This window comes from Risungbinella massiliensis (genome assembly GCF_000942395.1).
Classification (GTDB): Bacteria; Bacillota; Bacilli; order Thermoactinomycetales; family Thermoactinomycetaceae; genus Risungbinella; species Risungbinella massiliensis.
The window spans coordinates 1,028,370-1,053,261 of sequence record NZ_LN812103.1; the positions used below are offsets into that span (position 1 = coordinate 1,028,370).

The 24,892-nt window shown below is 40.7% G+C and carries 21 protein-coding genes and 1 pseudogene; 14 read left to right on the forward strand and 8 right to left on the reverse strand.

Going from position 1 to position 24,892, the window contains the following annotated elements; all coding sequences use genetic code 11:
* Positions 1-67: 67 nt before the first annotated feature.
* A complete protein-coding gene (locus VJ09_RS16310; RefSeq protein ID WP_052807468.1) occupies positions 68-1,435 on the reverse strand; it encodes an amino acid permease in 1,368 nt (455 codons plus the stop codon).
* A 637-nt stretch (positions 1,436-2,072) separates the two neighbouring features.
* Entirely contained in the window at positions 2,073-3,419 is a 1,347-nt protein-coding gene (locus VJ09_RS16315) for an amino acid permease (RefSeq protein WP_052807469.1), read from the reverse strand.
* Between the two features lie 217 nt (positions 3,420-3,636).
* Between VJ09_RS16315 and VJ09_RS16320 the strand changes: the two genes are divergently transcribed.
* The 3 genes from VJ09_RS16320 (at position 3,637) to VJ09_RS16330 (ending at position 6,363) form a co-directional block, all read left to right on the forward strand.
* Positions 3,637-5,151 (forward strand): coproporphyrinogen III oxidase, encoded by a 1,515-nt coding sequence (locus VJ09_RS16320; protein WP_044642657.1) that lies wholly within the window; start codon positions 3,637-3,639, stop codon positions 5,149-5,151.
* 33 nt (positions 5,152-5,184) lie between these two features.
* Positions 5,185-5,484 carry a hypothetical protein gene (locus tag VJ09_RS16325; protein ID WP_044642658.1) on the forward strand — a complete coding sequence of 100 codons (300 nt, stop codon included), beginning with the start codon at positions 5,185-5,187 and terminating at the stop codon, positions 5,482-5,484.
* Between the two features lie 354 nt (positions 5,485-5,838).
* Positions 5,839-6,363: a GNAT family N-acetyltransferase gene (locus VJ09_RS16330; RefSeq protein ID WP_044642659.1), complete on the forward strand. Its 525-nt coding sequence runs from the start codon at positions 5,839-5,841 to the stop codon at positions 6,361-6,363.
* A gap of 218 nt (positions 6,364-6,581) precedes the next feature.
* On the opposite strand, the gene VJ09_RS16335 is transcribed toward VJ09_RS16330, so the two are convergent.
* Entirely contained in the window at positions 6,582-7,058 is a 477-nt protein-coding gene (locus VJ09_RS16335) for a hypothetical protein (RefSeq protein ID WP_044642660.1), read from the reverse strand.
* Positions 7,059-7,075: 17 nt separating this feature from the next.
* Positions 7,076-7,498: a thiol-disulfide oxidoreductase DCC family protein gene (locus VJ09_RS16340; protein WP_044642661.1), complete on the reverse strand. Its 423-nt coding sequence runs from the start codon at positions 7,496-7,498 to the stop codon at positions 7,076-7,078.
* A gap of 571 nt (positions 7,499-8,069) precedes the next feature.
* Between VJ09_RS16340 and VJ09_RS16345 the strand changes: the two genes are divergently transcribed.
* The 3 genes from VJ09_RS16345 (at position 8,070) to VJ09_RS16355 (ending at position 9,504) form a co-directional block, all read left to right on the forward strand.
* A complete protein-coding gene (locus tag VJ09_RS16345; protein WP_044642662.1) occupies positions 8,070-8,678 on the forward strand; it encodes a tetratricopeptide repeat protein in 609 nt (202 codons plus the stop codon).
* 123 nt (positions 8,679-8,801) lie between these two features.
* Entirely contained in the window at positions 8,802-9,275 is a 474-nt protein-coding gene (locus VJ09_RS16350) for a DnaA N-terminal domain-containing protein (RefSeq protein ID WP_230199183.1), read from the forward strand.
* A complete protein-coding gene (locus VJ09_RS16355) occupies positions 9,262-9,504 on the forward strand; it encodes a hypothetical protein (RefSeq protein ID WP_044642664.1) in 243 nt (80 codons plus the stop codon). Before VJ09_RS16350 ends, VJ09_RS16355 begins: the two co-directional genes overlap by 14 nt.
* A gap of 34 nt (positions 9,505-9,538) precedes the next feature.
* Here the strand turns inward: VJ09_RS16355 and VJ09_RS16360 are convergent, their stop codons facing one another.
* The 4 genes and pseudogenes from VJ09_RS16360 to proV form a co-directional block, all read right to left on the reverse strand.
* Entirely contained in the window at positions 9,539-9,958 is a 420-nt protein-coding gene (locus VJ09_RS16360) for a hypothetical protein (protein ID WP_044642665.1), read from the reverse strand.
* A 132-nt stretch (positions 9,959-10,090) separates the two neighbouring features.
* Positions 10,091-11,021: pseudogene (locus tag VJ09_RS16365) on the reverse strand (RNA-guided endonuclease TnpB family protein).
* A gap of 299 nt (positions 11,022-11,320) precedes the next feature.
* On the reverse strand, positions 11,321-13,051 hold the full coding sequence (locus VJ09_RS16370) for an ABC transporter permease/substrate binding protein (protein WP_044642666.1): 1,731 nt from the start codon (positions 13,049-13,051) through the stop codon (positions 11,321-11,323).
* Positions 13,048-14,250: a glycine betaine/L-proline ABC transporter ATP-binding protein ProV gene (gene proV / locus VJ09_RS16375; RefSeq protein WP_044642667.1), complete on the reverse strand. Its 1,203-nt coding sequence runs from the start codon at positions 14,248-14,250 to the stop codon at positions 13,048-13,050. Before proV ends, VJ09_RS16370 begins: the two co-directional genes overlap by 4 nt.
* A gap of 723 nt (positions 14,251-14,973) precedes the next feature.
* Here proV and VJ09_RS18640 point away from each other — a divergent pair.
* The 8 genes from VJ09_RS18640 (at position 14,974) to hslV (ending at position 24,891) form a co-directional block, all read left to right on the forward strand.
* A complete protein-coding gene (locus tag VJ09_RS18640; protein ID WP_154662380.1) occupies positions 14,974-15,114 on the forward strand; it encodes a hypothetical protein in 141 nt (46 codons plus the stop codon).
* Positions 15,115-15,303: 189 nt separating this feature from the next.
* Positions 15,304-16,464: an ADP-forming succinate--CoA ligase subunit beta gene (gene sucC, locus VJ09_RS16380; RefSeq protein WP_044642668.1), complete on the forward strand. Its 1,161-nt coding sequence runs from the start codon at positions 15,304-15,306 to the stop codon at positions 16,462-16,464.
* A gap of 33 nt (positions 16,465-16,497) precedes the next feature.
* Complete coding sequence (gene sucD / locus VJ09_RS16385) at positions 16,498-17,400, forward strand: succinate--CoA ligase subunit alpha (protein ID WP_044642669.1); 903 nt, start codon at positions 16,498-16,500, stop codon at positions 17,398-17,400.
* A 398-nt stretch (positions 17,401-17,798) separates the two neighbouring features.
* On the forward strand, positions 17,799-19,442 hold the full coding sequence (abc-f, locus tag VJ09_RS16390) for a ribosomal protection-like ABC-F family protein (RefSeq protein WP_044642670.1): 1,644 nt from the start codon (positions 17,799-17,801) through the stop codon (positions 19,440-19,442).
* A gap of 159 nt (positions 19,443-19,601) precedes the next feature.
* A complete protein-coding gene (gene dprA / locus VJ09_RS16395; RefSeq protein ID WP_044642671.1) occupies positions 19,602-20,720 on the forward strand; it encodes a DNA-processing protein DprA in 1,119 nt (372 codons plus the stop codon).
* 91 nt (positions 20,721-20,811) lie between these two features.
* Entirely contained in the window at positions 20,812-22,884 is a 2,073-nt protein-coding gene (gene topA, locus VJ09_RS16400) for a type I DNA topoisomerase (protein ID WP_044642672.1), read from the forward strand.
* Between the two features lie 13 nt (positions 22,885-22,897).
* Positions 22,898-24,205, forward strand: coding sequence for an FADH(2)-oxidizing methylenetetrahydrofolate--tRNA-(uracil(54)-C(5))-methyltransferase TrmFO (gene trmFO, locus VJ09_RS16405; protein ID WP_044642673.1), 1,308 nt, complete (start codon positions 22,898-22,900; stop codon positions 24,203-24,205).
* A 146-nt stretch (positions 24,206-24,351) separates the two neighbouring features.
* Positions 24,352-24,891: an ATP-dependent protease subunit HslV gene (gene hslV, locus VJ09_RS16410; RefSeq protein WP_044642674.1), complete on the forward strand. Its 540-nt coding sequence runs from the start codon at positions 24,352-24,354 to the stop codon at positions 24,889-24,891.
* Position 24,892: the final 1 nt, after the last annotated feature.

Below are 24,892 nucleotides of genomic sequence, written 5' to 3' on the forward strand. Positions count from 1 at the left end.
GATCTCATATCTGAATAAAACGGAACCCCCCTGTGAGGACAGGCTGTTTCTCACAGGGGGGTTTTCGTTATTGAGATGGTTTTGATAAGGAATCTTGGTTGGTAAACTTTTGGTTTGTTCTAAGAAAGAAAGAGCAAACAATAAGGATTGCCATGATCCCAAAAGCGATAACACTATGCATTATATTTGGATTGGTTATGACTACTGCAACGAGAATTGCTCCAAGTGAACCGACAGCAATCCATGAGACAATAGGATGGAAAGACAGATATAATGCTGTTTCTTGATAGGTTTTCCGTAGGCGAATTTGAGAGAGAATGATCAACATCCAGATAATGATAACGGAAGAACCTGGGATTCCCATTAGATAGGAAAAGACTTTCTCTTGTGCTACAAAGCTCAGGTAAACTCCTATGCATAAAAAGACAGTGCTAGCAAAGATTCCATAGATCGGTACATTACGACGGGAGAGCTTGGTGAAAAATCTCGGAGCTTCTCCATCTTTTGCCAGCGAATATAGTAGACGCGAAGTAGCATACATCCCTGAGTTGGCTGCAGACAAAAGTGCCACTAACATAACGAAGTTCATCACACTGGCTGCTCCATTTAGACCAACTGTTGAGAGAACTTGGACAAATGGACTTTCCCCATTTCCTACCTCATTCCAAGGGACTAGACCCACAATGATGAGGACTGGGAAGATGTAAAACAAGGAAATTCGTACGATCACGCCTCGCAGTACTTTTGGTAAGACAAGCTGGGAATCTTTTACCTCAGATAAGGTAAGACCGATCATTTCACTGCCACCAAAGGAAAAGATCACGATGACTAAGCAAGTAATCACACCTGTAATACCATTGGGGAAAAATCCATCCACTGCGGTATAGTTTGTGAGACCAGGTGCAGGATCACTTTCAGAACCACCTAGAAATAGCAGATAAGCTCCTAGAAAAACAAAAAGGATTAACATTGCCACTTTAACAGCTGACAACCAGAATTCTACTTCTCCAAATACTCGTACACTTAATAAGTTTAATAATAATATCCCGAAAGCACAGACAGCACTTAACATCCAGATCGGAACAGTTGGAAAAAAGTAGTTCAAGAAACTACCTGCTGCGACGATCTCTACGGCGATTACAATCACCCAGTTCGTCCAATACATCCAACCGGCGACGAAGGAGACACGATAGCCCAATGCTTTGTGAATTAACCCTCGAAAATCCACTCCTGGATGAGCACTTGCCATCTCTGCTAAGCTACTCATAACAAAGAAAAGGATTATTCCTGCAACTAAATATGCAAATACTACACCAGGACCAGCCATAGTGATACTATCTGCACTACCCTGAAAAATACCTGCGCCGATCGTACCGCCAATAGCCAGCATATGCAGGTGGCGACTCGATAAGCCCTGCTCTAATTCTCTACTCAACTCAACTCTACTCCTTTACATACTTACTCTACTCCACCAAAGCTCCCTTTGGTGCTAGCATTACTATATTAGATATTAGCAAGGAAATCAAATGTAATTGTAGGGGAAAAGATGAAGAGAACGAAATATACTATTTGTTTATTATCTTCTAAACCTTATTTTCCCATCACTCCACTTCTATAAATCGCTTAAAAGTAGGTGAAACTTCAATATAACTATCAATCTCTTTTTGAATAGATCCGTTTAAAATAGAATATACAAAAAAATGACCATTTTCAGCATCTGCAAAAAAACAATAGATAGTCAAAAGGCATATATAAATCTTTGAAATCCACCAAACTCCTTAGCTTGGCCTCTCTTATTTGGCTTGTTGACTAAATAAGGGGCTACCCAGATTTATCGTTTATCCCATCTGTTTCTTGAGTAGGCTTAATAGTTCTTTGGTAAGCTCAATATCAAATTTTTTCTTGAGTTCTTCTACTAATATAGATTCTTATTCCTGTCTATTAAATTGAATATAATAGTTAGGTACAATTTATTCGGTCAAGTAAAAACATTCTAATATCACTTAGAATCAAAAAACCATGAGAGAATATTTTTATTCAATCATGGTTTTTATGACTTTTTTTGGATAACCCTATTTAACGTGTGCTGGATGGACTGATCGAATAAAGAAAGAAGCGATACTTAAAAGACCTAAAATTCCAAACGCTATGATACTATGCATCATATTTGAATTGGTAGAGACCATTGCTATGAGAATGATACCTAATGATCCAAGCGTAATCCATGAACTGATTGGAAAAAATGCGAGCTTGTATAGAGCAGTTTCTTCATAGGTTTTGCGTAGTCGAATCTGTGAGAAGGTGATTAAGATCCACATAATGAGAACTGTAAAGCCTGGAATTCCCATCAATTGAGAAAATACTTTTTCCTGAGCAACAAAGCTGAGATAGACTCCAACAAACATGAACATAGTACTAACGAAAATTCCATAGATCGGTACATTTTGACGAGATAGCTTAGTGAACATTTTGGGAGCTTCGCCATCTTTAGCTAACGAATATAGAAGACGCGAGGTTGCATACATACCCGAGTTGGCTGCGGACAGAAGTGCTACCAACATGACAAAGTTCATCACGTTTGCTGCCTCACTTAAACCTAAAGCGGAGAGAACCTGAACAAAGGGACTTCCTGAATTCCCAACTTGATTCCAAGGTACCAATCCTACAATAACCAAGACGGGGAAGATATAAAACACCGAAATACGAACGATCACACCACGCAGAACTTTTGGTAGTACCTGGTGTGAATCTTTTACCTCAGATAAAGTAAGACCGATCATTTCACTTCCTCCGAAGGAAAAGATCACAATAACCAAACTTCCGATCACACCTGTCAACCCTGTCGGGAAAAATCCACCTATAGCAGTATAGTTAGTTAGACCTGGTGCGGGTTCTGTTCCCACTCCGTGAGAAAATAGTAAATAGCCGCCCAAAAAAACAAATGCTACCAAGGTTGCTACTTTGATAGCTGACAACCAGAATTCTACTTCTCCAAATACTTTTACACTCAGTAAGTTTAATAGTAAGATTCCAATCGCACAGACAGCACTTAACATCCAGATTGGAACAGTAGGAAACCAGTAGTGGAGAAAGCTGCCAGCTGCGATGATCTCAACCGCAATGACCACAACCCAGTTGACCCAATATAGCCAACCTGCTACAAAAGAAACCCGATATCCTAATGCTTTATGAATTAACCCTCGTAGATCCACTCCAGGATTGGCACTTGCCATCTCTGCTAAGCTACTCATAACAAAGAAAAGAATGATACCTGCTACCAGATATGCAATTACTACACCAGGACCTGCCATATTGATACTCTCGGCGCTTCCTTGAAAAATGCCTGCGCCAATTGTTCCACCAATAGCTAGCATGTGCAGATGACGACTTGATAAGCCTTTTTTTAAATCTCTACTCAACGAAATTGCACTCCTTTCCAGTTATGCTGTTATGCATTAAAGCGTTTCTTAGTGTTAGATCTTACTATATAAAACTATTTCAAAAAGATCAATTGGAATTTTAGGAAATGCTGTTGGTAAGGAAAGGGAACTCCCATTGATTTTAAATGTTGCATCCATTAGACTTTAATAGATTATGGGGGGTACGTGCATCATTTGAAAAAGGGTGACGAAAAACATGTTATGGATTGGAGTACATGGACTGGAGGAGCGATTTTTTCGCAATCTAGAGCTTCTTGCTAGTCTTTTCTATGAAGAAGTAAAAGTACGAGCTGCTACAGGCGAAGAAGAACATGTCGTGCAGTTCCATATTATAGAAGAAGAAAAATGTTGCCGTGCAGAAGTAAAACTGACACGAAGCAAGGGAGAAGAGGAGATTGTTGCCTCGTTTGCTCGTGAGTGGGATGTCCAGATGGAGGAGAATGATAAGCGAAAGCGTCGCAAACAGACAATTAGCGCGGCATTTTTACATGTATATCAGCAGTTGACTGGAGTAGAGCAACCTTGGGGGATTTTAACCGGAGTACGTCCTGTAAAGCTTTATCATAGCTTTGTACAGAAGGGAATGTCACCTACTGAGATAAAAGCATTGCTAACAACTGATTATCTGATTCATCCGTCAAAAGTAGATTTAATCGAAGAGATCGTAGAGCGTCAACGGACTGTTTTACCAGATCTATATGAAATTGACCAAGAAATCAGTCTCTATATTGGAATTCCATTTTGTCCAACCAAGTGTGCCTATTGTACCTTTCCAGCATATGCCATTCGTGGGCGGAATGGGTCAGTGGAGGAGTTCCTCTTAGGTCTTCAGGAGGAGGTCCGTTCACTTGGAGAATGGATTCGCGAAAAGAACTTACGAGTGACCACGATTTACTTTGGTGGGGGGACGCCTACTTCGATTACTGCAGAACAAATGGAAGAGTTATTTATAGAGATGGAACGTTCCATCCCTGGGTTCCATGAAGTTCGGGAGCTTACAGTAGAAGCAGGTCGTCCTGATACGCTTTCTCCCGACAAGATTGAACTGATGAAAAAGTGGAAGGTAGATCGCATCAGTATTAATCCACAAAGTTTTAAGGAAGATACACTCAAGTTGATTGGGAGACATCATACTGTAAAAGAGACTCTTGAAAAATATCAGCTAGCGATGGAGATGGGCCTAACCAATATTAATATGGATCTGATCATTGGCTTGCCAAATGAAGGAGTCTCCGATTTTGCTCGTTCTCTTGAGATTGTGGACAAACTTCGTCCAGAGTCGATTACAGTGCATACGCTCTCTTTTAAGCGTGGATCGCATATGTCACAGAACAAAACCAAATATACGGTAGCCGACAGATATGAGACTGCAGAGATGGTACAGATGGCTAGAGACTGGACAATCGAGAAAGGCTATGTTCCTTACTATCTTTACCGTCAAAAAAATATCCTAGGGAACCAAGAAAATGTAGGATATGCATTGCCAAGCCGTGAGTCGCTTTACAATATCTTGATCATGGAAGAAAGACAAACCATTATCGGATTAGGTTGTGGGGCTGTTAGTAAGATCGTTACACCTGGTACAGGAGCTATTGACCGCCTGCCCAACCCAAAAGAACCACAAGCATATATTGATACGTATCGCGAGCATATCCAAGAAAAGATCGCCAAATTAAATGAGATTTATGCTGAAAAACCTCCTACTGTATAAGTGGGAGGTTTTTAGATAATGTAGGGGAACTGGATGTTTGTAAAGATGGCGAGGAAGAAGTTAGTTTTGAACTTAACAAATCATAAAGTACCAAACGAGATGATAAATACCGACATGCAGGTTGTGAGATTAGATCAACTAGAAATATCATTTGAAAATGTAAATCAACTCTATCAGATCATCAAAGAAGGGGTACTAGATAGTCTGGGTGAAGAGGAATTTGAATCATACGAAGACTTTGTTGCTTGTATTTTTCCAATATACTTGCGAAATGCGTCAACGACTTTCCTTGCCCAAAGGGGCAAATATTCAAGGGATGGTATTTCAAAATAACACTTTCCATTATATTGAATCAACAAGATATTCATATGCTTCAATAAAAATTGATGGAGACAATAGCTAGGATCATACTGATCGGTTTAGGAATAAAACTTGCAGTGGATACTAAATAAAGGACTGGTTTAAACTATTATATTTCTATCCGAAAATTGAGACTATAAATAATCTAATATTTAGTATATCTTGTTTATTAGAGTGTAGCTGAATAGAAATATAGTAATACACCTGTTAGAAACAAACCAGTACTCTAACTTCAACTGTACTTTCTCTTATTTGAATTTTATAACATCCATATACAGATAATATTTAGCTGTCTCGAACTCGTTTTTCTAAAAGGAGAGAGATTTTATGCAATACTACATCGTAGATAAGTTAGATGATGATGAAAAACTGGAGCAAGTGTTAGAAATTCTAATACAATGCGATCAAGAATTTTTTCCTTCCCTGTCCTCCAAGCGTGGTTCCGATACAATATCTCAAAGCACGCGGTTATTGCAATATTTAAGTGAAAAAGATCTTGAAGGACACGGTTATGTATTAGTTGAAAAGGAAGGGAAAGTCATCGGATTTTGTAACTTCTATCCTACATATGTGATTGATGAATTGCCTAACTTCCCGGAACATTTACATGTAGATACCGTCTGTGTATTACCTGAATATCGTGGACAAGGAATTGCAAAGAATATATATGCAAAATTAATGGAATATACGCGGGAAACAAAAGGATTAGAATATATCGGCTTGGCAACATGGAGTGAAAATTGGATTCAAGAAGGCATCATGTCTAGTCTCGAATTTGAGGAAATAGGGAGACTGGAAAACGCACGAGATCAAGGTGTGGATACTGTCTGGTATGGTAAAAAAATAAGATAGCTAATGACGAATTGATTTTATAAACGAGAAGTATAATGTAAAACAATACGAACTCAAATATAAAAAGCTTGTACCTGACTCAAAAAAGTAGAGAAGGTACAAGCTTTTCGTCCTATTTATGAGTAGTATCTTGTTGTATTTTTTCCGTACGAATATCTTTTATCCAATAATAGACTGTGCTTATAATAAAACAACCTACTAGTAACTGTATCACAAAACTAGTCATGAACTATCCGTCCTTTCCCAAACTGTTTTGTGTACACTTGATGGTTGCGTTGAAGTAACGGATATAGTTTCTTACGATCCACCCATAAAAGTGCTGCTGACATCAGGGTTAAGATGGTACTGAGATCTTGTACTCCAATGTCAAAACAGTAGTTAACCATCATGACGTTCACAGCGATCGGGAAGTAGATCATCGCCCCAATCGTATAGGTTCGTGGAATTAAAAGTAGGATGGCAGCTACTAACTCTCCTATTCCAATAAAGATCTCATAGATACGTGAGTAACCAAAAAAGGTCCATGCCAAGGCAAAACCTTCCCCATTGGCTGCGGCGATCTCAGGTGTGGGAGCGCCAAATTGTCCAAAGACAAGTTTGACTGCACCATATATTAAGAAGTTTGCTGCCAAAAAAAGCCGAAAAGTGGCAGGGATCGATTGTCGAAGCACACGAAATAATCTAATTTGGGCCAAGGGATAATTCCCCTTTCTTAGTCGTTTAAGAAACGTTCTCGAATCTCAGGTGTAGGAATCATACAGCTCTCTTTTTTTCCGAAAAAGCGATATCGATTTCGTGCAAACCAGCGATAAAGTGGATCTCGGATCATCTTTGGGATGAAAATGAACGGGTAGAGAATTTTCCACCAACCATCCATTTGTTTGCAGATTCGGAGAATAGCTGTCGATTCGGTATAAATTTTCTCTTGTTCGATTAGAACGATGGAGTCCACTTGCAAAAGGTGTGGTTCTTTTTGTAAGAGGGATCTAGCAGTTTCTGATTGTAAAGAAGCAAATCGAAACCATCCCTTAGAGTCGTGCCGGATGAGAAATAAAACGGATTGATTACAAAAGTTACAAACTCCATCAAAAAGGATCACAGCATGATCTTTTGAATCAGCCAAGTGAGTTTTCATTGGAATTCCTCGTTTCGGTAGATTCTTTTTTATTGTAATAAGCAAACCTTAATACGACCTTAAGGTGAGTTTAAACTCAGAGTAATTCAAATTAAAATGGTATACATAGAGAACTATATGAAAGTGAAGTACAAATGAAATTTTGATAAATGATCAGTATCAATATATCTTAGTGAGAGGAAATGGAGCTATCCATCAGTTTAGTAGAAGGGATAGCTTTTTCTATTGCTTGTTGCATAAATCAAAGTTAGACATAGGCGCCGCCGGTTTTCCCGCTTCTGCTTGTCCTGAGGGATCTGCTCCGGCTCCTTACCGCTCATAGTCGCAGCTCCAAAGGGGAAAACCTCTGGCTTTAGGCTCATTATGCAACATGCTCTATTTAAAAAATAACTTATAGAGGGATCTTCGATAAGAACGAGAATCCTCTTTTTGATACCATTTGAAATGCTGAATCATTTTCCTTATAGAATAGGATGCATTAAGAAGTTTGCAGGCGTGAAACTGGTGTTAACCTAAGTTTTCTTTTTTTTTCATCCATTCGTTATAATAAGAGAGAGATTGGGGGATGGGTATGAAATTGAAAGATGTAAAAGAAGGCCTACCCGACCTTCGCACCCTTGTACAATATAAGCCTGATTTATTTTTGCGGGAAGAACCGATCGATCGAGAAGAGTTTGAGCAAGTAATAGAAAAGGCGAGTACATATTTACGACAAATCCTACAAGAGCCCAAAATGGATGCAGAAGTCTTTATCTTTCTCTACAGTTATCTAGGAAATGCTTACCGGATCAGTGGTCGAGCCGCCAAAGGAGTACAGTATTTGGAACGGGCATTAGAAATGTCACGGTATGATGAAGATGAACAAGCTGAGCTTCGCACTATGATTCGCTTAGGAGAGGCATATAAGTATGCAGGAGATCATGAAGCAGCGTTAGAATGCTTTGAGCAGGCACTGACTATGAGCCGGGCACAACAACTATTAGAATTCAAAGACTACGCTCTCCAACATATGGGAAAATGTCTCATGGAACTAGGAGAATATGAAGAGGCGCTTGCCAAGTTGGAAGAAGCATTACAGATCCGCAAAGACAAAGAGATAGAAGAGCTGATTTTGTCGACTGAAACTGCGATCGTCATGTTACATATTTTACGCCAGACTACAAGTGAAAAAGTACAATAAGGAACAGATGTTAGGACATAGACTGCTCCCGAAAGTGGGGGCATCTTTTTTATGGAAAAAGAAGGAAAATGTTGGAGTAGGGAGAAAATTGTAAATACTAGTAGGTGGAGGTGAGATGCGTTGGTGGCATATTCCAAGAAAACATACCAACTTTTGCGTCAGCTTGAGAAAAAATTAGATCATTTGTCGAAGCGTCAAGATGAGTTAATTCACCGATTGGATGCGCCTTCTAACCAAGATGTTTTGCTACTTACTGCACAAAACAATGAAATAATAGAGGGAAATACCTTACAACCATGTGAGCATGCTACGAATATATGGCAACAAGCACTTCATTGTTTAATGGAGCAGATACCCAGTGCTAGCTTTGATACATGGTTTTCCGTTACGGAAGCCGTGGGGATACAACAAGGAACGTTGTATATTTATACTCCTAACCATTTTTCTAGAGATTGGCTCCAAACACAATATGGCATTCAGGTTACTTCTATCTTACGAACGATTGAACCAGAAGTAGCCTCCGTACAGTTTCTTAGTCAAAATTTGCATAGATTCTCCAAAAGAGATGAGAAGGAGGCAGCAAATGAACTCTGTTGAGAACTTAGTGAAACTAATCTCACATTCCGTGCGAGAAAATTTATACGAAGACTTTAGTATTTTGCATCAGCGTTTGGACCGTTTACAAGTAGAAGTAAGGTCTGTTCGTGTAGAGATGAAAGAGCTTTTACGTCGATTAGATTCTTTAGAACAAGATATGGGATTTACGAAACAGGCTGTCATAGAATTGCGATACGAACTCCATAAGAAAGAAGGAGTTCGTACCTAAGTTGTAACGGACGATTCTCGATTCTTACCCTATTCTAGGCGAAATATTCTTGATGATGTTTTTGAAAAAATATAACTACTTCTTCATATATCTCGTCCGGAATTTCTGTTAAGGCTCTGTCTTGGATTTCAAAAAAGTATAATTCTTCTTGGAGTTTTTCTTTTTGATAGAAGGTAGCATACAGCTTTTTTTTCCACTCAAAGGTAGCAGCCAAGATCACTGATATCCGTTCTTTTTGTAACTCTAGTTGTGAGAAAAAGAACTCTCCTACCTCATCAAGTACTTGCTCTTGATAACTTTCTCCTGGATGTAGAAGCTCCATTCGATCTGGACTAATTTGGTCTACTAAGTAGATCTCTTTTTTTTGTTCTTTTTCCCAGACAACGAGTAGATGTTGAACATTATGGTGAAGGAACAAAAATTGATAGGGAGTTTGAAATTGGAATGCAAACATGTATACATAACTCCTCTTTTATCTGATTTATTCGATTAATTATACATGTTGAACACTCCCCCCACCTACATTAACGCTAAGAGGTGAGGGATTCTTGGGTAATCCCATCTACCGATAGGAAATGTACCAAGCTCAAACCGTAGTTCCTACGGCAAGAAGTCTCATACCTTCTTTTACTATATTCTGAGCGGCATTCATGTCACGATCATGTTCTGTTCGACACTCAGGGCATGTCCAACTTCGAAGGTTTAGGTTTTTCACCTCTTTATTTCGATAGCCACAGCAGGAGCATAGCTGACTAGATGGAAACGTTTTTCCTACTTTCACGATGGAGAAAATCATGTCTCGCATTCACGATCTTTTCATGGATTTTGGCGACTCGGATTCGTGCTTTGTTCCAGTTAGAACTTCCTTTGGTACGTCTCGACATGGTTCTTTGGGCTTTCACTAGCTTCTGTTCATATTGTCGAAAATACCTGAGGAGCTGGATCTTTTGTTCCATTGGAACAAACTGCAAAATCTTTCAGTCCCAAATCAATCCCCATCGCTTGGTCAGGGTCTACTGTGTGGTTAAAGGCATTGGTGTAACTCACAAAGAATGGAAACAAAATCTTTGCCAGTAGGGTTTACGAATGGTAGCAGAAAGGATTTTCCCTTCTACTTCTCGAGATTTGGCAAACGTTACGCTTTGGAAGTTTGACTTTGTTCTCCGACACTTCAATACTTGGATTGCTCTTCTTGGGATAATTACATTGACTGGTATAAGACTGTACTGGATTCCGTTTGCGTTTCCATTGTGGTCGGTCATTTTGTTTTTGGAAGAAACGACGAAAAGCATCTGTTAAATTTTTTAACGAGTTTTGGAGCGAAGTGGAGTCTACTTCTCGTAACGATTCCTTTTCTTTTTTGAGTTGTGTCAACAAACGAGAACAAGTAGGATAGGTGAGTCCTTTCTTCGTTTCTCGATAAGCTTCTTGCCATTTGCTAAGAAATGGTTAAAAACAAAGCGACTACAGCCGATCGATTGATGAATGAATCGTACTTGTTCCTGAGTAGGATCGATCCGAAACTGAAATGCTTTATATAATTGGTTTCACCTCCCTCCGAATAGTTGAAAATATCTTACAACTTTTTAGAATAATGTCAATGTCATTCGGGAGGATCAAGAAATTCACGAAGGAAAAAACACCAAAATAGGTCAGACTTGTGAGAGGATAGAAACCCTCCCTCGTCCGACGCAGATTCATCTCCCACTTTCGCTATACTTAGAAGTGGGAGTATTTTCCGCTATACATAGATAAAAAAAGAACAAGCACTGCCCCTATTTTGGAGAGTGCTTGTCTAATTGGTAAGCTTTCCCAATTACTCTTCTTGCTTGTTCACACCAGCAGTGATCTTGGCAACATGTTCTGAATGGCTTTTCACCCATTTTGCTGCTGCTTCCTCTGGAGTCATCCCAGTTGAGATATCTAACATCACTTCTTCCATATCTTTTGGGCTCCATTCAAACTGATCGATGATTTTAAATGCTTCTGGTCGATCTTCTTTCAGTCCTTTGCGAACCAAGGTGAAGATGTTTTCAGATTCGCCAAATACTTTCTTTGGATCATCTAAGTACTTGAGCTCATATTTCAAGAACATCCAGTGCGGTGTCCACCCAGTGATCACAATTGGTTTTTTATCACGATATGCTTTATCGAGCTCTGCCACCATCGCAGCATCCGAACCTTCGATAAGGTCCATACCTAGATTGTATTCTTTGAGGGCGTTCCTTGTTTTATCCATAATTCCAGATCCTGGATCGATCCCTACAATACGATTCTGGAAATCACCCTTTTGGTTTGCCAACTCGGGGATACTATTGATTTGCACATATTTTGGAACGACTAGCCCAAGACGGGTGTTTTTCAGATTCGGACCTAGATTGACTAAGTCTTTTTTATAGCGGTCGTATTGAGGTTTGGATGTAGTAGGGAGCCAAGCAGCTACCATTGCATCAGCATTGCCCGTTGCGACTGCATCATACATCGGTCCTACATCAACACGAGTTAGTTTTACTTGGAAACCTTGATCTTCTAGAATCTTTTTCAATACATTGGTACTAGCCTCTTCTGAAGCCCAGTTAACATAGACTAGTTTAATTTCATTGGTCTGTACTCCACCACGAGCAAAACTGGTAACAGTGAGAGCGAGTACAGTAAGTATTGCGATTGGACCTGCCCATTTTCGAGTACGTGCCAAAAATGGGATTTGGCCTTTTTGAGCATCCTCACGGCTTTTGCTCAAGTTTTGAGTTAATCTGTCCAAAATGATCGCGATGATTACGATGGCAATCCCGCTTTCAAATCCGATTCCGACTTTGAGTCGTGTAATCGACTCGAGTACAACGGCACCTAATCCTTCTGCTCCAATCATACTAGCAGTAACAACCATAGATAAAGCTAGCATAATGGTCTGATTGATCCCAGCTAGAATGGTCTGTTTGGCTAGTGGGATCTCCACTTTAAATAGTTTCTGAGAGGGAGTAGAGCCAAATGCATCTGCTGCTTCTTTAAGATCCGCAGGAACTTGGCGAAGTCCTAAATTGGTAAAGCGAATCGTAGGCGGCATCGCAAAAATGACAGAGGCGATTACCCCTGGTACGGTGCCAAGTGAGAAAAAGAATACAGCAGGGATCAAATAGACAAAGGCAGGCATGGTCTGCATAAAATCCAAAATGGGTTTCAGGATTTTTTGTGCTCGGTCACTTTGCCCAGCCCACAGACCGAGTGGAATTCCTATGATAATCGCGATCAAAGTAGAAGTGAGTACGAGCGCAAGTGTTTGAGCGCTCTCATCCCAATAGCCCAAATTTAAAATAAGCAAAAGTCCAGCTAACGCAAAGATCGCGATACGTACTTGTGTGATCCATAAGATAAAGAAAGTAAGGATCAAAATAGTGGCAAGTGGTGGTAGTACCGTCATGATTCGTACAAAGAAATCTACAACTGGTTCGATTATCCCACTTATTACGTTAAACAATGGTTCAAAATTATTTTGTAACCATCGAATAAAAGCATCTACCCATTCAGCAAGTGGAAGCTTTGGAATCATTCGTTATCGCCTCCATTCTCAGCGAGTGCCGCAAAGACAGCACCGCGACCTACGATTCCGACCAATTTGCCATCTTCGTTGGTCACTACTGCTGGATAGAGAAACTCTGTTTCTGCCATTGCAGTCAAAATTTCGCTTACAGGTGTGTCTTTTTGTACTGTCGCAAATTTCGAATCTGGAATTAAAATATCTTCGAGTGTTAGATTGTTCTCCACTGCTTTTTTTGCCCCATCAGCAGTGACGAGTCCTTTCACTCTTCTCTCTCTATCTACGACCACTAGTGTTGGGATGGCCTGTTCTTTCATGGTTTTGAGTGCAACACGGGGACCGTTCTTGCCGAGAGTGATGCTTGATCCTGTACGCATGATGGATTCGGCTGTGAGAACTTGTGAGAGATTGACACTCTCGACAAATCGTCTGACATATTCATTGGCAGGGTTGGTGAGGATTTCTTCTGGCGTTCCGATCTGCTGAACGGTACCGTCCCTCATCAAGACAATCCGATCCCCTATATGTATTGCCTCATCTAGATCGTGGGTAATGAAGATGATGGTCTTTTGTAACCGTTGTTGCAGGTCAATTAATTCGTCTTGCATCCCTTTGCGGATCAAAGGGTCTAATGCGCTAAATGCTTCATCCATCAATAGAATATCTGGATCATTTGCCATGGCACGTGCCAATCCAACACGTTGTTGCATCCCCCCACTTAATTGACTAGGTTTTTGAGAAGCATAGTTTTTAAGACCTACTAATTCTAGTGCTTCCAGCGCCTTTTGTTCGCGTTCTTCTTTTTTCATTCCTTGAATTTCTAAACCAAATTCAACATTCTCCAACACAGTTCGATGGGGGAATAGGGCAAATTTCTGAAAGACCATACCCATTTTTTGTCTGCGTACTTGTCGTAACTTTTCTGGGGACATCTTGGCAATATCTTTTCCATCTAACAAGATAGACCCATCTGTCGGCTCAATTAGTCTGTTCAACAAACGAACAAGCGTTGACTTTCCACTACCAGAGAGCCCCATGATGACAAATATTTCGCCACTGTAGATATCAAAGGTGGCTCTGTTTACTCCGACCGTACAACCAGTCTCTTTTAAAATTTCTTCTTTGCTTTTTCCTTCATCCAACAATTCCAATGCTCTAGAAGGAGAACGACCAAAGATTTTGGTAAGATTTCGTATTTCTAACTTATCCATTCTCAACCTCCACATTCGTTGTTCTCTTTGGTTCTGTGTTATAGGATGTGTCAAAATAGCTTTGCTTAGCACCACTACTCAAAATTTGAGTAAAAGGTCTAAGGGACGAATTGGGAAAGTGATTTGGCTGATTCTCGAAGAGTTTCAAAGAAAAAAGGGCACCAATTTTGGTTTTTGAGAAATAGCTTCTAGTGTTAAAGGGGGAAGAAAGACCATTTCACAGACGATAAAGGCAGCATTATGTATAAGCATTCGAGGGTATGTTTAGGTTCATTCCACATATGAAACATTTTAAAACAAGAATTATTTTCCAAATGAACAAAGACGCACTCATATGGAAGCGTCCGCTGATCTTTCGCAGTGTCTTTAGATCCTTGTAGTCTAAAGTGTTTTATGAAAAAGACCGTTTTTCATTTTTATTGTTAGATTGGCTGAAAAATATTTATTGCAAGTTTTATACGATAGTAGAATCTTCCTGTTGGGCTATAAATAAATTTCTGAAACAGCTGGCCCTCTAGTTGATTATGGAGATTTTGAATCTCTCCTGATTTACTCGGTGAAAAAGTGACTACTGAACGTTTGGTCTATAGGAAAACATCCCTTTTCTGAAAAAGCCATATAATGCCTTTATTATATGGAACTATTCAAATAACAAGCAGTTTTCGCACCATAAAAACCATGCTATACTGAGGGTGTTTGTCAGGGAAGAGGAGGTCTTGGTATATGAAATCGCAAGTTACGGAATCAACAACAGAACATCCAGCGGAAGATTTGATGACGACTGGTATGGGAGCAGTTGTATTTGGTGGGCTACTATTTGGAGTCTTTATCGTAGCTCAAGTAGTTCAGGTACTATTTTTCTAATATCTTCTAATCTAATGGGGACCTTCAAGGTGCCCTTTTTCGCTTGGCATTTGCATATGGATTCGCTATACTAGCAAAGGAACAAACAGTTGTCATTACAGAGGGTTACATAAAAAGAAAACTCTGGCAATTGTCTATTTTTTTGTTATTGAATGGGTTTACATTCAGAACCTGGATGGGGGATGGAGCATGAACGTACATGAGTACCAAGGAAAAGACGTCCTCAAACAATTTGGAGTAGTTGTTCCAAGAGGCCATGTCGCGTTTACTGAAGAGGAAGCAGTAGAAGCTGCGAAAAACCTCGGTGGTGAGCTTTGGGTAGTAAAAGCCCAAATCCATGCCGGTGGACGTGGAAAAGCAGGTGGAGTAAAACTAGCTCGAAGCCTAGAAGAAGTTCGTACATACGCAAAAGAACTTCTTGGTAAAGTGTTGGTTACTCATCAAACGGGACCAGAAGGAAAAGAAATTAGACGTCTCTTGATTGAAGAAGGATGTCCGATTGAAAAAGAATACTACATTGGAGTAGTAATCGATCGTTCTTCTAATTCTGTTGTGATGATGGGATCAGAAGAAGGCGGTACAGAGATTGAAGAAGTAGCAGAAAAAACTCCAGAGAAAATTTTCAAAGAAGCAATCGACCCAGCAGTAGGAATGACCGTATTCCAAGCTCGTCGTCTTGCTTATAACATCAACATTCCAAAAGATAAAGTGAACCAAGCAGTGAAGTTTATGTTGGCACTTTATGAAGCATTTGTATCCAAAGATTGTTCTTTGGCAGAGATTAACCCACTGATCACGACGACAGATGGTCGTGTAATGGCACTCGATGCCAAGCTAAACTTTGATAGCAATGCTCTTTATCGTCAAAAAGAAATTGTGGCTCTTCGTGATCTCACAGAAGAAGATCCAAAAGAGATCGAAGCATCGAAGTATGACCTGAGCTATATCGCCCTTGATGGAAATATCGGTTGCATGGTCAACGGTGCTGGTTTGGCGATGGCAACGATGGATATTATCAAACATTACAGCGGAGAACCTGCCAACTTCCTCGATGTTGGGGGCGGTGCAACGGCTGAGAAGGTTACTGAAGCTTTCAAAATCATCTTGGCTGATGAGAAAGTAAAAGGGATCTTCGTCAACATTTTCGGTGGCATTATGAAATGCGACATCATTGCTGCTGGTGTAGTAGAGGCTACTAAACAGGTTGGACTCGAGATACCACTCGTGGTACGTCTAGAAGGTACCAATGTAGAGTTGGGTAAAAAGATCCTCAATGAGTCTGGTCTTGCAATTGTAGCAGCTGACTCCATGGCAGATGGCGCTCAAAAGATCGTAGAGCTCGTAAAATAAGCTGGCATCGAAACGAGAAAGGTGGGTTTTTCGGTGAGTATTTTCGTAAATAAGGAGACCCGCGTGATCACTCAAGGGATTACGGGAGCTACGGGTCTTTTCCATACAAAACAAGCAATAGAATATGGAACCAACATTGTAGGTGGAGTTACCCCTGGTAAAGGTGGTACCGAAGTAGAAGGAATTCCGGTCTTCGATACCGTTCAAGAAGCAGTAGCAGCAACGAACGCAAATGCATCGGTTATCTATGTAGCAGCTCCTTTTGCAGCAGATGCGATCATGGAAGCGGTAGATGCAGAATTGGATCTCGTTATCTGTATTACAGAAGGAATCCCTGTTCTGGATATGGTAAAAGTTCGCCGATATATGGAAGGGAAGAAAACACGCCTCGTTGGACCTAACTGCCCAGGCGTAATCACCCCTGGCGAATGTAAGATTGGAATTATGCCTGGTTATATTCATACCCCAGGTCATGTAGGAATTGTGTCCCGTTCTGGAACTCTTACCTACGAAGCAGTTCACCAACTGTCTACTCGTGGAATCGGACAGTCAACTGCGGTAGGAATTGGGGGAGACCCAATCAATGGTACTGACTTCATCGATGTGCTCAAAGCTTTCAATGAAGATGAAGATACCAAAGCAGTGGTCATGATCGGGGAGATCGGTGGTACAGCAGAGGAAGAAGCTGCTGAATGGATCAAAGCTAACATGACCAAACCAGTCGTCGGCTTTATCGGTGGACAAACTGCACCTCCAGGAAAACGCATGGGTCATGCTGGTGCGATCATTTCCGGTGGTAAAGGAACTGCTGCTGAGAAGATTGCGACACTGGAGCTTTGTGGCGTAAAAGTAGCTGCAACTCCTTCTGTAATCGGAGAGACATTGGTAAAAGTTCTCGAAGAAAAAGGCATGTTGGAAGAAGTTACTACGAAGTAATGGATCATAGTAATAAATGTACCCCAGCTCTTGTATAGGAGCTGGGGTTTTTGATTGTTATGTTAGACACGATACATTTTTCTGAATAATGCGGTTTGATAAACAGATTTCCTTTGACTTTGTGATCGATTTTTTCTACAATGTATTTACTAAAAAGGAGGTGGGGAAAGGTGAATCAAACTGGTAAAGGCATGACAGCACTACAAGAATACTTGTATATTCGTTATGCCATTTTTTCTATTGCATGTGAATCACGGGATAAGTCTGCCCTTTTTCACTCATGTAAATAGAAAAATACCAGTAAGAGACATCTACCCTACAATCGGTTTTGTTTACCCAAGATGGTAGAATAGCGCTGCCGTCTTTTTGGTGTCTCTTCAAACGGAGGAAGAGCATACATGATTATTTGTAGTATGCAACGTGTAACCCAAACCTATGGTGCAAATACGATATTTCGCAATTTGGCTTGTGAAATTAAGCAAGGTGAACGAATTGGTTTGATTGGTCGGAATGGAGAAGGAAAAACAACATTATTGAAGTTGATGGCCGGACACATTCAACCCAGTGAAGGACTTGTAATATGGATGAAAGGTGGATCTGCTGGTTTATTGCAACAATCACCTATTGTTGAGGATCAAAAAACAGTGAAAGAGATCTTATTTGATGTATTTCGTTCTCTTTTTGAAATAAAAGAGCAGATGGCACAAATGGAACAAGCTTTGTCCCAAGAACTAGAGGCATCAAAATTAGAAATGTATCTAGAAAAATACGGGAGTTTACAAGATCAGTTTGAACAAAATGGCGGGTATGAGATGGATTCGCAGATAAATCGTATTGTTCATGGCTTGCAAATCACTCAGTTGATGGAAAAACAGTGGTGCCAACTAAGTGGTGGGGAGCGAACCAAAGTAGGACTTACGCAACTTCTACTGAAGAAACCGGATTTACTGTTATTAGATGAGCCAACCAATCATTTGGACCTACCTGCGATTGAATGGTTGACGGATTTTATCAGAAAATATAATGGAACAGTGGTAGTTGTTTCCCATGATCGTTATTTTTTAGATGATGTGGTGACTTCTATTTTGGAATTGGAATTAGGCGAACTTATTACCTATCATGGTAATTATTCTCATTATGTAAGAGAGCGGGAAGAACGTCTATTACAACAATTTCAACAATACCAAGATCAGCAAAAGAAAATGAAAAAGATGAAGGAAGCAATCAAACGATTAAAAGACTGGGCCAATCGTTCTAATCCTCCAAGTGATGGTTTACATCGTCGAGCCAAAAGTATGGAAAAGGCTTTGATGCGTATCGAAGTCTTGAAAAAGCCTGTTTTGAAACAGAAAAAAATAGATCTTGATTTCCAGATGAACAAACGAAGTGGAAAAGACGTGGCGCTATTAGAAGACGTCTGTAAAAAAGTAGGTAGTAAGGAGCTTTTTCGTAATGTGAACATGTTTGTCCGATTTCAAGAACATGTTGCGATTGTTGGAGCAAATGGAAGCGGAAAAACGACATTGCTTAATATCATAGCTGGTCTGGAGACGGTTGATGGTGGAGGAGTGAAATTAGGTAGTAATCTTTCTATTGGCTATCTTTCCCAGCATGTAATAGAAATAAATCAACAGTTTACAGTTATAGATGAATTCCGTGAAAAAATCAGTGTTTCAGAAGAAGAAGCCCGAAATATTTTGGCAAAGTTTTTGTTTTATGGTAACGCTGTTTTCCGAAAAGTACAGAGTCTGAGCGGGGGAGAACGCATGCGGCTTCGTCTGGCTCAACTTATGCACCAACATTATAATCTGCTCATTTTGGATGAACCGACCAATCATTTGGATATAGAATCAAAAGAAGTACTAGAAGAAGCTCTAAGTCATTATCAAGGGACGATAATTGCCGTTTCCCACGATCGCTATTTTCTTGACCGTCTTTTCCAAAGAATATATTGGATTTCCCACGATCAGTTAACAAGGTATGAGGGGAACTATACATTTTCTAGGAAAAAACGTCGAGAGTTAGATAGGTTAGATGAGTAAAAATTACAGATTAGGGAAGACCCAGTAATCAGTAGTAAGATAGGGTATAAGGTTGGGAGAACCTGTCATCAGGTTCTCTTTTTTTTACATGGAAAAGGAAATATAATCCATTATACAGAACATGCTCTAGATGCACTTTTGCATGAAAGGGTGGATTATATGGACAAAAGATGGTCGCTCATCGCATTGCATCAGATAAAAGGAGTAGGATGGCATACGATTGGACGTTTACAAAAAGTGGGTTGGCAACCAGGCGATCACATTGAAGAAACGCATTTGTCCGAAATTGCCAAGGGAAAAGTTCCAACGAAAGTCATAAATGCGATACGAATTACATACAGTCCGGAATATGTACAAAAAGTAATGTTTGATCTCCAAAAAACAGAGATTCAAGTGATGACTTTTTTTGATTCTGATTATCCTCATTCATTACGAGAGCTACCCCAACCTCCATGGGTACTCTATCTGCTTGGAGATCGCTCACTATTACATAACCCATGTATTGCGATGATTGGCACTCGAAAACCAACGCCTTATGGTAAAAGGGTAGCTCAAGTTTTTGCCGAGAGCTTGTCCCGTTCTAATTGGACGATTGTGAGTGGCATGGCACTGGGAATCGATGGGATATGTCATCAAGCTGCTTTGGAATCTGGTGGCAAAACAATTGCAGTTCTGGGATCAGGAATAGATGTAGTCTATCCAGTACAACATCGATCTCTCTATCAGGAGATTGTTAAGAAAGGATTGGTAGTATCAGAGGTAGCTCCAGGGACTGTAGCTAAACCAGGTCTTTTTCCCCAACGCAATCGGATTGTGAGTGGATTGGCCAAAGGCGTCTTGGTAGTGGAGGCAGCAGAAAAGAGTGGTACACTGATCACGACTGATTTTGCATTAGAGCAAGGGAAGGACGTTTTTGCAATCCCAGGCAGTATCTTATCAGAACAAAGCAGAGGTACGAATCGCCTGATTCAACAAGGGGCCAAATGTGTCTTACATCCAGACGAGATTCTAGAAGAGTACGAACATCTAGTAATTCCATTCTCAGATGAAGTGGCTGCCACTGTTACCTCTCCCCAGTTGATGCTTACTGAAACCGAGCAACAGATATGGGATCAACTTGGTCCAGAACCTATTTCCTTGACTATGTTACTCTCTTTAATAAGTTCAGTACCGATCGGAGAGGTTCACCGATCACTATTACAAATGGAAATGAAGCGATATATACAGCAACTTCCTGGATCAAGATATATCCGTTTAGGTGAGATTTCCAAAACCTAAAGTTGCAAGGCATTAATTTACTCTGGTATTGTACATATGGAACATAGAAGAATAAGCAGCGGAAAATGCATGTGAGAGGAGGGAGCAGAAAATGGCAGACTCGTTAGTTATTGTGGAATCGCCTGCGAAGGCGAAAACAATAGGAAAATATCTAGGTCGCAAGTACATAGTAAAAGCTTCAATGGGTCATATACGTGACCTACCGAAAAGTCAGTTAGGAGTAGATGTCGAGAACCATTTTTCTCCTAAGTATATTACTGTCCGTGGCAAAGGAGATATTTTAAAAGAACTTCGAAACGCCAAGAAAAAAGTGAAAAATATTTATTTAGCTGCTGACCCGGATCGTGAAGGAGAAGCAATCGCTTGGCATTTGGCTCATATTTTAGGAGTAGATCCTAATGATACTTGTCGAGTGGTCTTTCATGAAATTACCAAGGATGCTGTCAAAGATGCTTTTAAACGCCCACGCCCAATTGATATGGATCTTGTGAATGCACAACAAGCTAGAAGAATATTAGACCGTATAGTGGGGTATAAGATCAGTCCGTTACTGTGGAAACGAGTAAAAAAAGGTTTGAGTGCAGGTCGTGTACAGTCCATTGCAGTCAAATTAGTAATCGATCGTGAGAAAGAAATTCGGGCGTTTGTACCAGAAGAATACTGGAGTGTAACGGCGCATCTTTTGAGTGGAAAAGCAGAATTAGAAGCAAAGTTTTATGGATATGAAGGTAAGAAAAAAGAGCTGAAAAATCGCCAAGAAGTAGACGAGCTCTTGGAGAAAATCAAAGGAAAGCGCTTTGTAGTAGACTCAATTAAAGAGAGTAAACGCAAACGTAATCCATCTCTTCCGTTTATCACCTCGACTTTGCAACAGGAAGCAGCGAGAAAGTTGAACTTTCGTGCTGCCAAGACAATGATGTTAGCTCAACAGCTCTATGAAGGAATCGATATCGGGAAGGAAGGGACGGTCGGTCTCATTACTTATATGCGAACCGATTCTACGAGAATATCCGAGACGGCGTCTACAGAAACAGCGAAGTACATTCAAGAGTCGTATGGAGAGAATTATCTAGCTACTGGCAAGCGAGAGCAAAAGAAAAAGGCAAACGCGCAAGATGCTCACGAAGCAATTCGTCCTACTTCTATCTTCCGGACACCAGATCAGATGAAGGCATATCTTTCACGAGATCAGTTGAGGTTATATCGGCTTATTTGGGAGCGCCTCGTAGCCAGTCAGATGGCACCTGCGATCTTGGATGCGGTAACAGCGGAGATCTCAGCAGGAGAGGCTAGTTTTCGGGCAACTGGTTCCAAGATTAACTTTCCAGGATTTATGAAGGTATATATTGAAGGAACGGATGACAAAAAGCAGGATGATGAAAAGTTCTTGCCTCCACTAGAAGAAGGACAGCTACTCAAAAAGAAAAAAGTAGATCCTGCTCAACACTTCACCCAACCACCTCCACGCTATACAGAGGCTCGATTGGTACGGACGTTGGAGGAAAAGGGAATTGGACGTCCTAGTACGTATGCTCCGACACTGGAGACGATCCAAAAACGAGGCTATGTCAAGTTAGAGGAAAAGAAGTTCATCCCAACGGAGTTAGGTGAAATAGTACTAGAATTAATGGAAGAGTTTTTCCCAGAGATTTTAAATATCGAATTTACTGTTCATATGGAAGAAGATCTGGACCAAGTGGAGGAAGGAAGAACTGATTGGATTCAGATTCTCGATCGGTTCTATGAATCTTTCCACAGTCGCCTCATTGTGGCAGAAAAAGAGATGCAGTCAGTAGAGATCAAAGATGAGGTTTCCGATGAGTTGTGCGAGAAATGTAATAAACCAATGGTTTATAAGTTAGGACGGTTTGGGAAATTTCTTGCATGCTCTGGTTTCCCCGATTGTCGTAATACCAAAGCGATCATGAAATCAACAGGTGTAACTTGTCCCAAATGCCAAAAAGGAGAAATTGTGGAACGCAAGAGCAAGAAGAAACGGGTCTTTTATGGATGTAATCAGTATCCTGACTGTGACTTCCTCTCATGGGATAAACCAGTACCAGAACCTTGTCCAAAATGTAATTCTATGATGGTAGAAAAAAAGAAGAAAAAAGAGACTTGGATCACCTGTACCAAGTGTGACTTCGAGAGAGAAAAAGCATAGAGGAGGGGAAACGGTGAACCAAACACAAGTAACCGTAGTCGGAGCTGGGCTTGCCGGAAGTGAGGCGGCATGGCAATTAGCAGAGCGGGGAATTAAGGTAAAGCTGATCGAGATGCGACCAGTTAAGCGGACACCTGCCCATCGTGGAGATCAGTTTGCAGAATTGGTATGCAGTAACTCGCTACGAGCAGCAGGATTGACCAATGCGGTAGGTATTTTAAAAGAAGAGATGCGTAAACTTAACTCCCTTATCATGAAAGCGGCAGATAAACATGCTGTCCCAGCAGGAGGAGCATTGGCTGTTGATCGAGAGAATTTTTCTGAAGAGATAACACAAGTGTTGCATCAGCATCCTAATATTACGGTTGTGAAAGAAGAAGTAACTGCAATCCCAGAGGGACCAACTGTAATTGCGACTGGGCCGCTAACATCAGAAGCTTTATCAGCCGATTTAAAGAAGCTAACGGGAGAAGAGTACCTTTATTTTTACGATGCGGCAGCACCGATTGTAGAGAAAGAAAGCATCGACATGGAGAAAGTTTATTTAGCTTCTCGCTATGATAAAGGGGAAGCGGCTTATCTTAACTGTCCGATGTCTGAAGAAGAGTTCGATCGTTTTTATGAAGCACTGATCTCAGCCGAAACGGTACCATTAAAAGAATTCGAGAAAGAGATTTTCTTTGAAGGATGTATGCCGATCGAAGTAATGGCTCGTCGTGGGAAGAAGACTCTTCTCTTTGGACCAATGAAACCAGTTGGATTGATAGATCCGCGAACTGGGAAGCGTCCACATGCGGTAGTTCAGCTTCGTCAAGATAATAGTGCAGGCACACTGTATAATATTGTTGGGTTCCAGACTCATCTAAAATGGGGACCACAAAAAGAAGTACTACAGTTAATCCCTGGTTTGGAGAATGCTGAAATCATCCGTTATGGAGTAATGCATCGTAATACGTTCCTAAATTCACCCAAAATGCTTCTTCCTACCTATCAATTCCGTGAACGGGCTGACCTGTTTTTTGCTGGACAAATGACTGGAGTGGAAGGGTATGTAGAATCAGCAGCATCGGGACTTTTGGCTGGTATCAATGCTGCCCATCTCGCTAGTGGAAAAGAGTTAGTCACTGCACCATCGACCACGGCTATTGGAAGTTTAGCTCACTATATTACGCATACGGATGCAAAGAACTTTCAACCGATGAATGCCAATTTTGGTTTGTTTGCTCCTCTAACAGAACATATTCGTTCGAAGAAAGATCGAGCAACGGCTTATGCCAAACGAGCAATCGAAGAAGTAGAACGATTTACATTGACGGTCTAAGTGGATTACGAGAAGATAGAATAGGAGAAAGACTCCTATTCTGTCTTTTTGCTAGTAACGTTAGCCTTTCGGTACAGCAGGGACCGAGGAGATAGCCTGATTCTCGGTTTCCTGCTGTTTCTCTATACTTTAGGGGGCACAGTGTAATGGAACAATTTCACGCTACAACCATCTTTGCAGTACGACATAATGGTTCGGCAGCGATCGCAGGTGATGGGCAAGTAACCTTTGGGAATCAAATGATTATGAAACATGGAGCAAAAAAAGTTCGTCGACTCTATCGTGGGCAAGTTTTGGCAGGATTTGCTGGATCAGTAGCAGACGCAATTACGCTATTTGAAAAATTTGAAGCCAGGTTAGAGGAGTTTCACGGTAACTTGCAACGTGCAGCGGTGGAGCTTGCAAAAGAATGGCGAGCAGATAAAGTATTGCGTCGTCTAGAAGCGATGATGATTGTAGTTAATAAAGATACAATGCTTCTTCTATCTGGTAATGGGGAAGTAATCGAACCAGATGATGATGTTTTGGCGATTGGTTCTGGTGGTAGCTTTGCGTTGTCAGCTGGACGTGCTTTAAAACGACACGCTACTCACTTAAATGCAAAAGAAATGGCACATGCAGCACTTACAGTAGCAAGCGAGATCTGTGTCTTTACTAACAGCAATATTATCTGTGAGGAGGTATAAG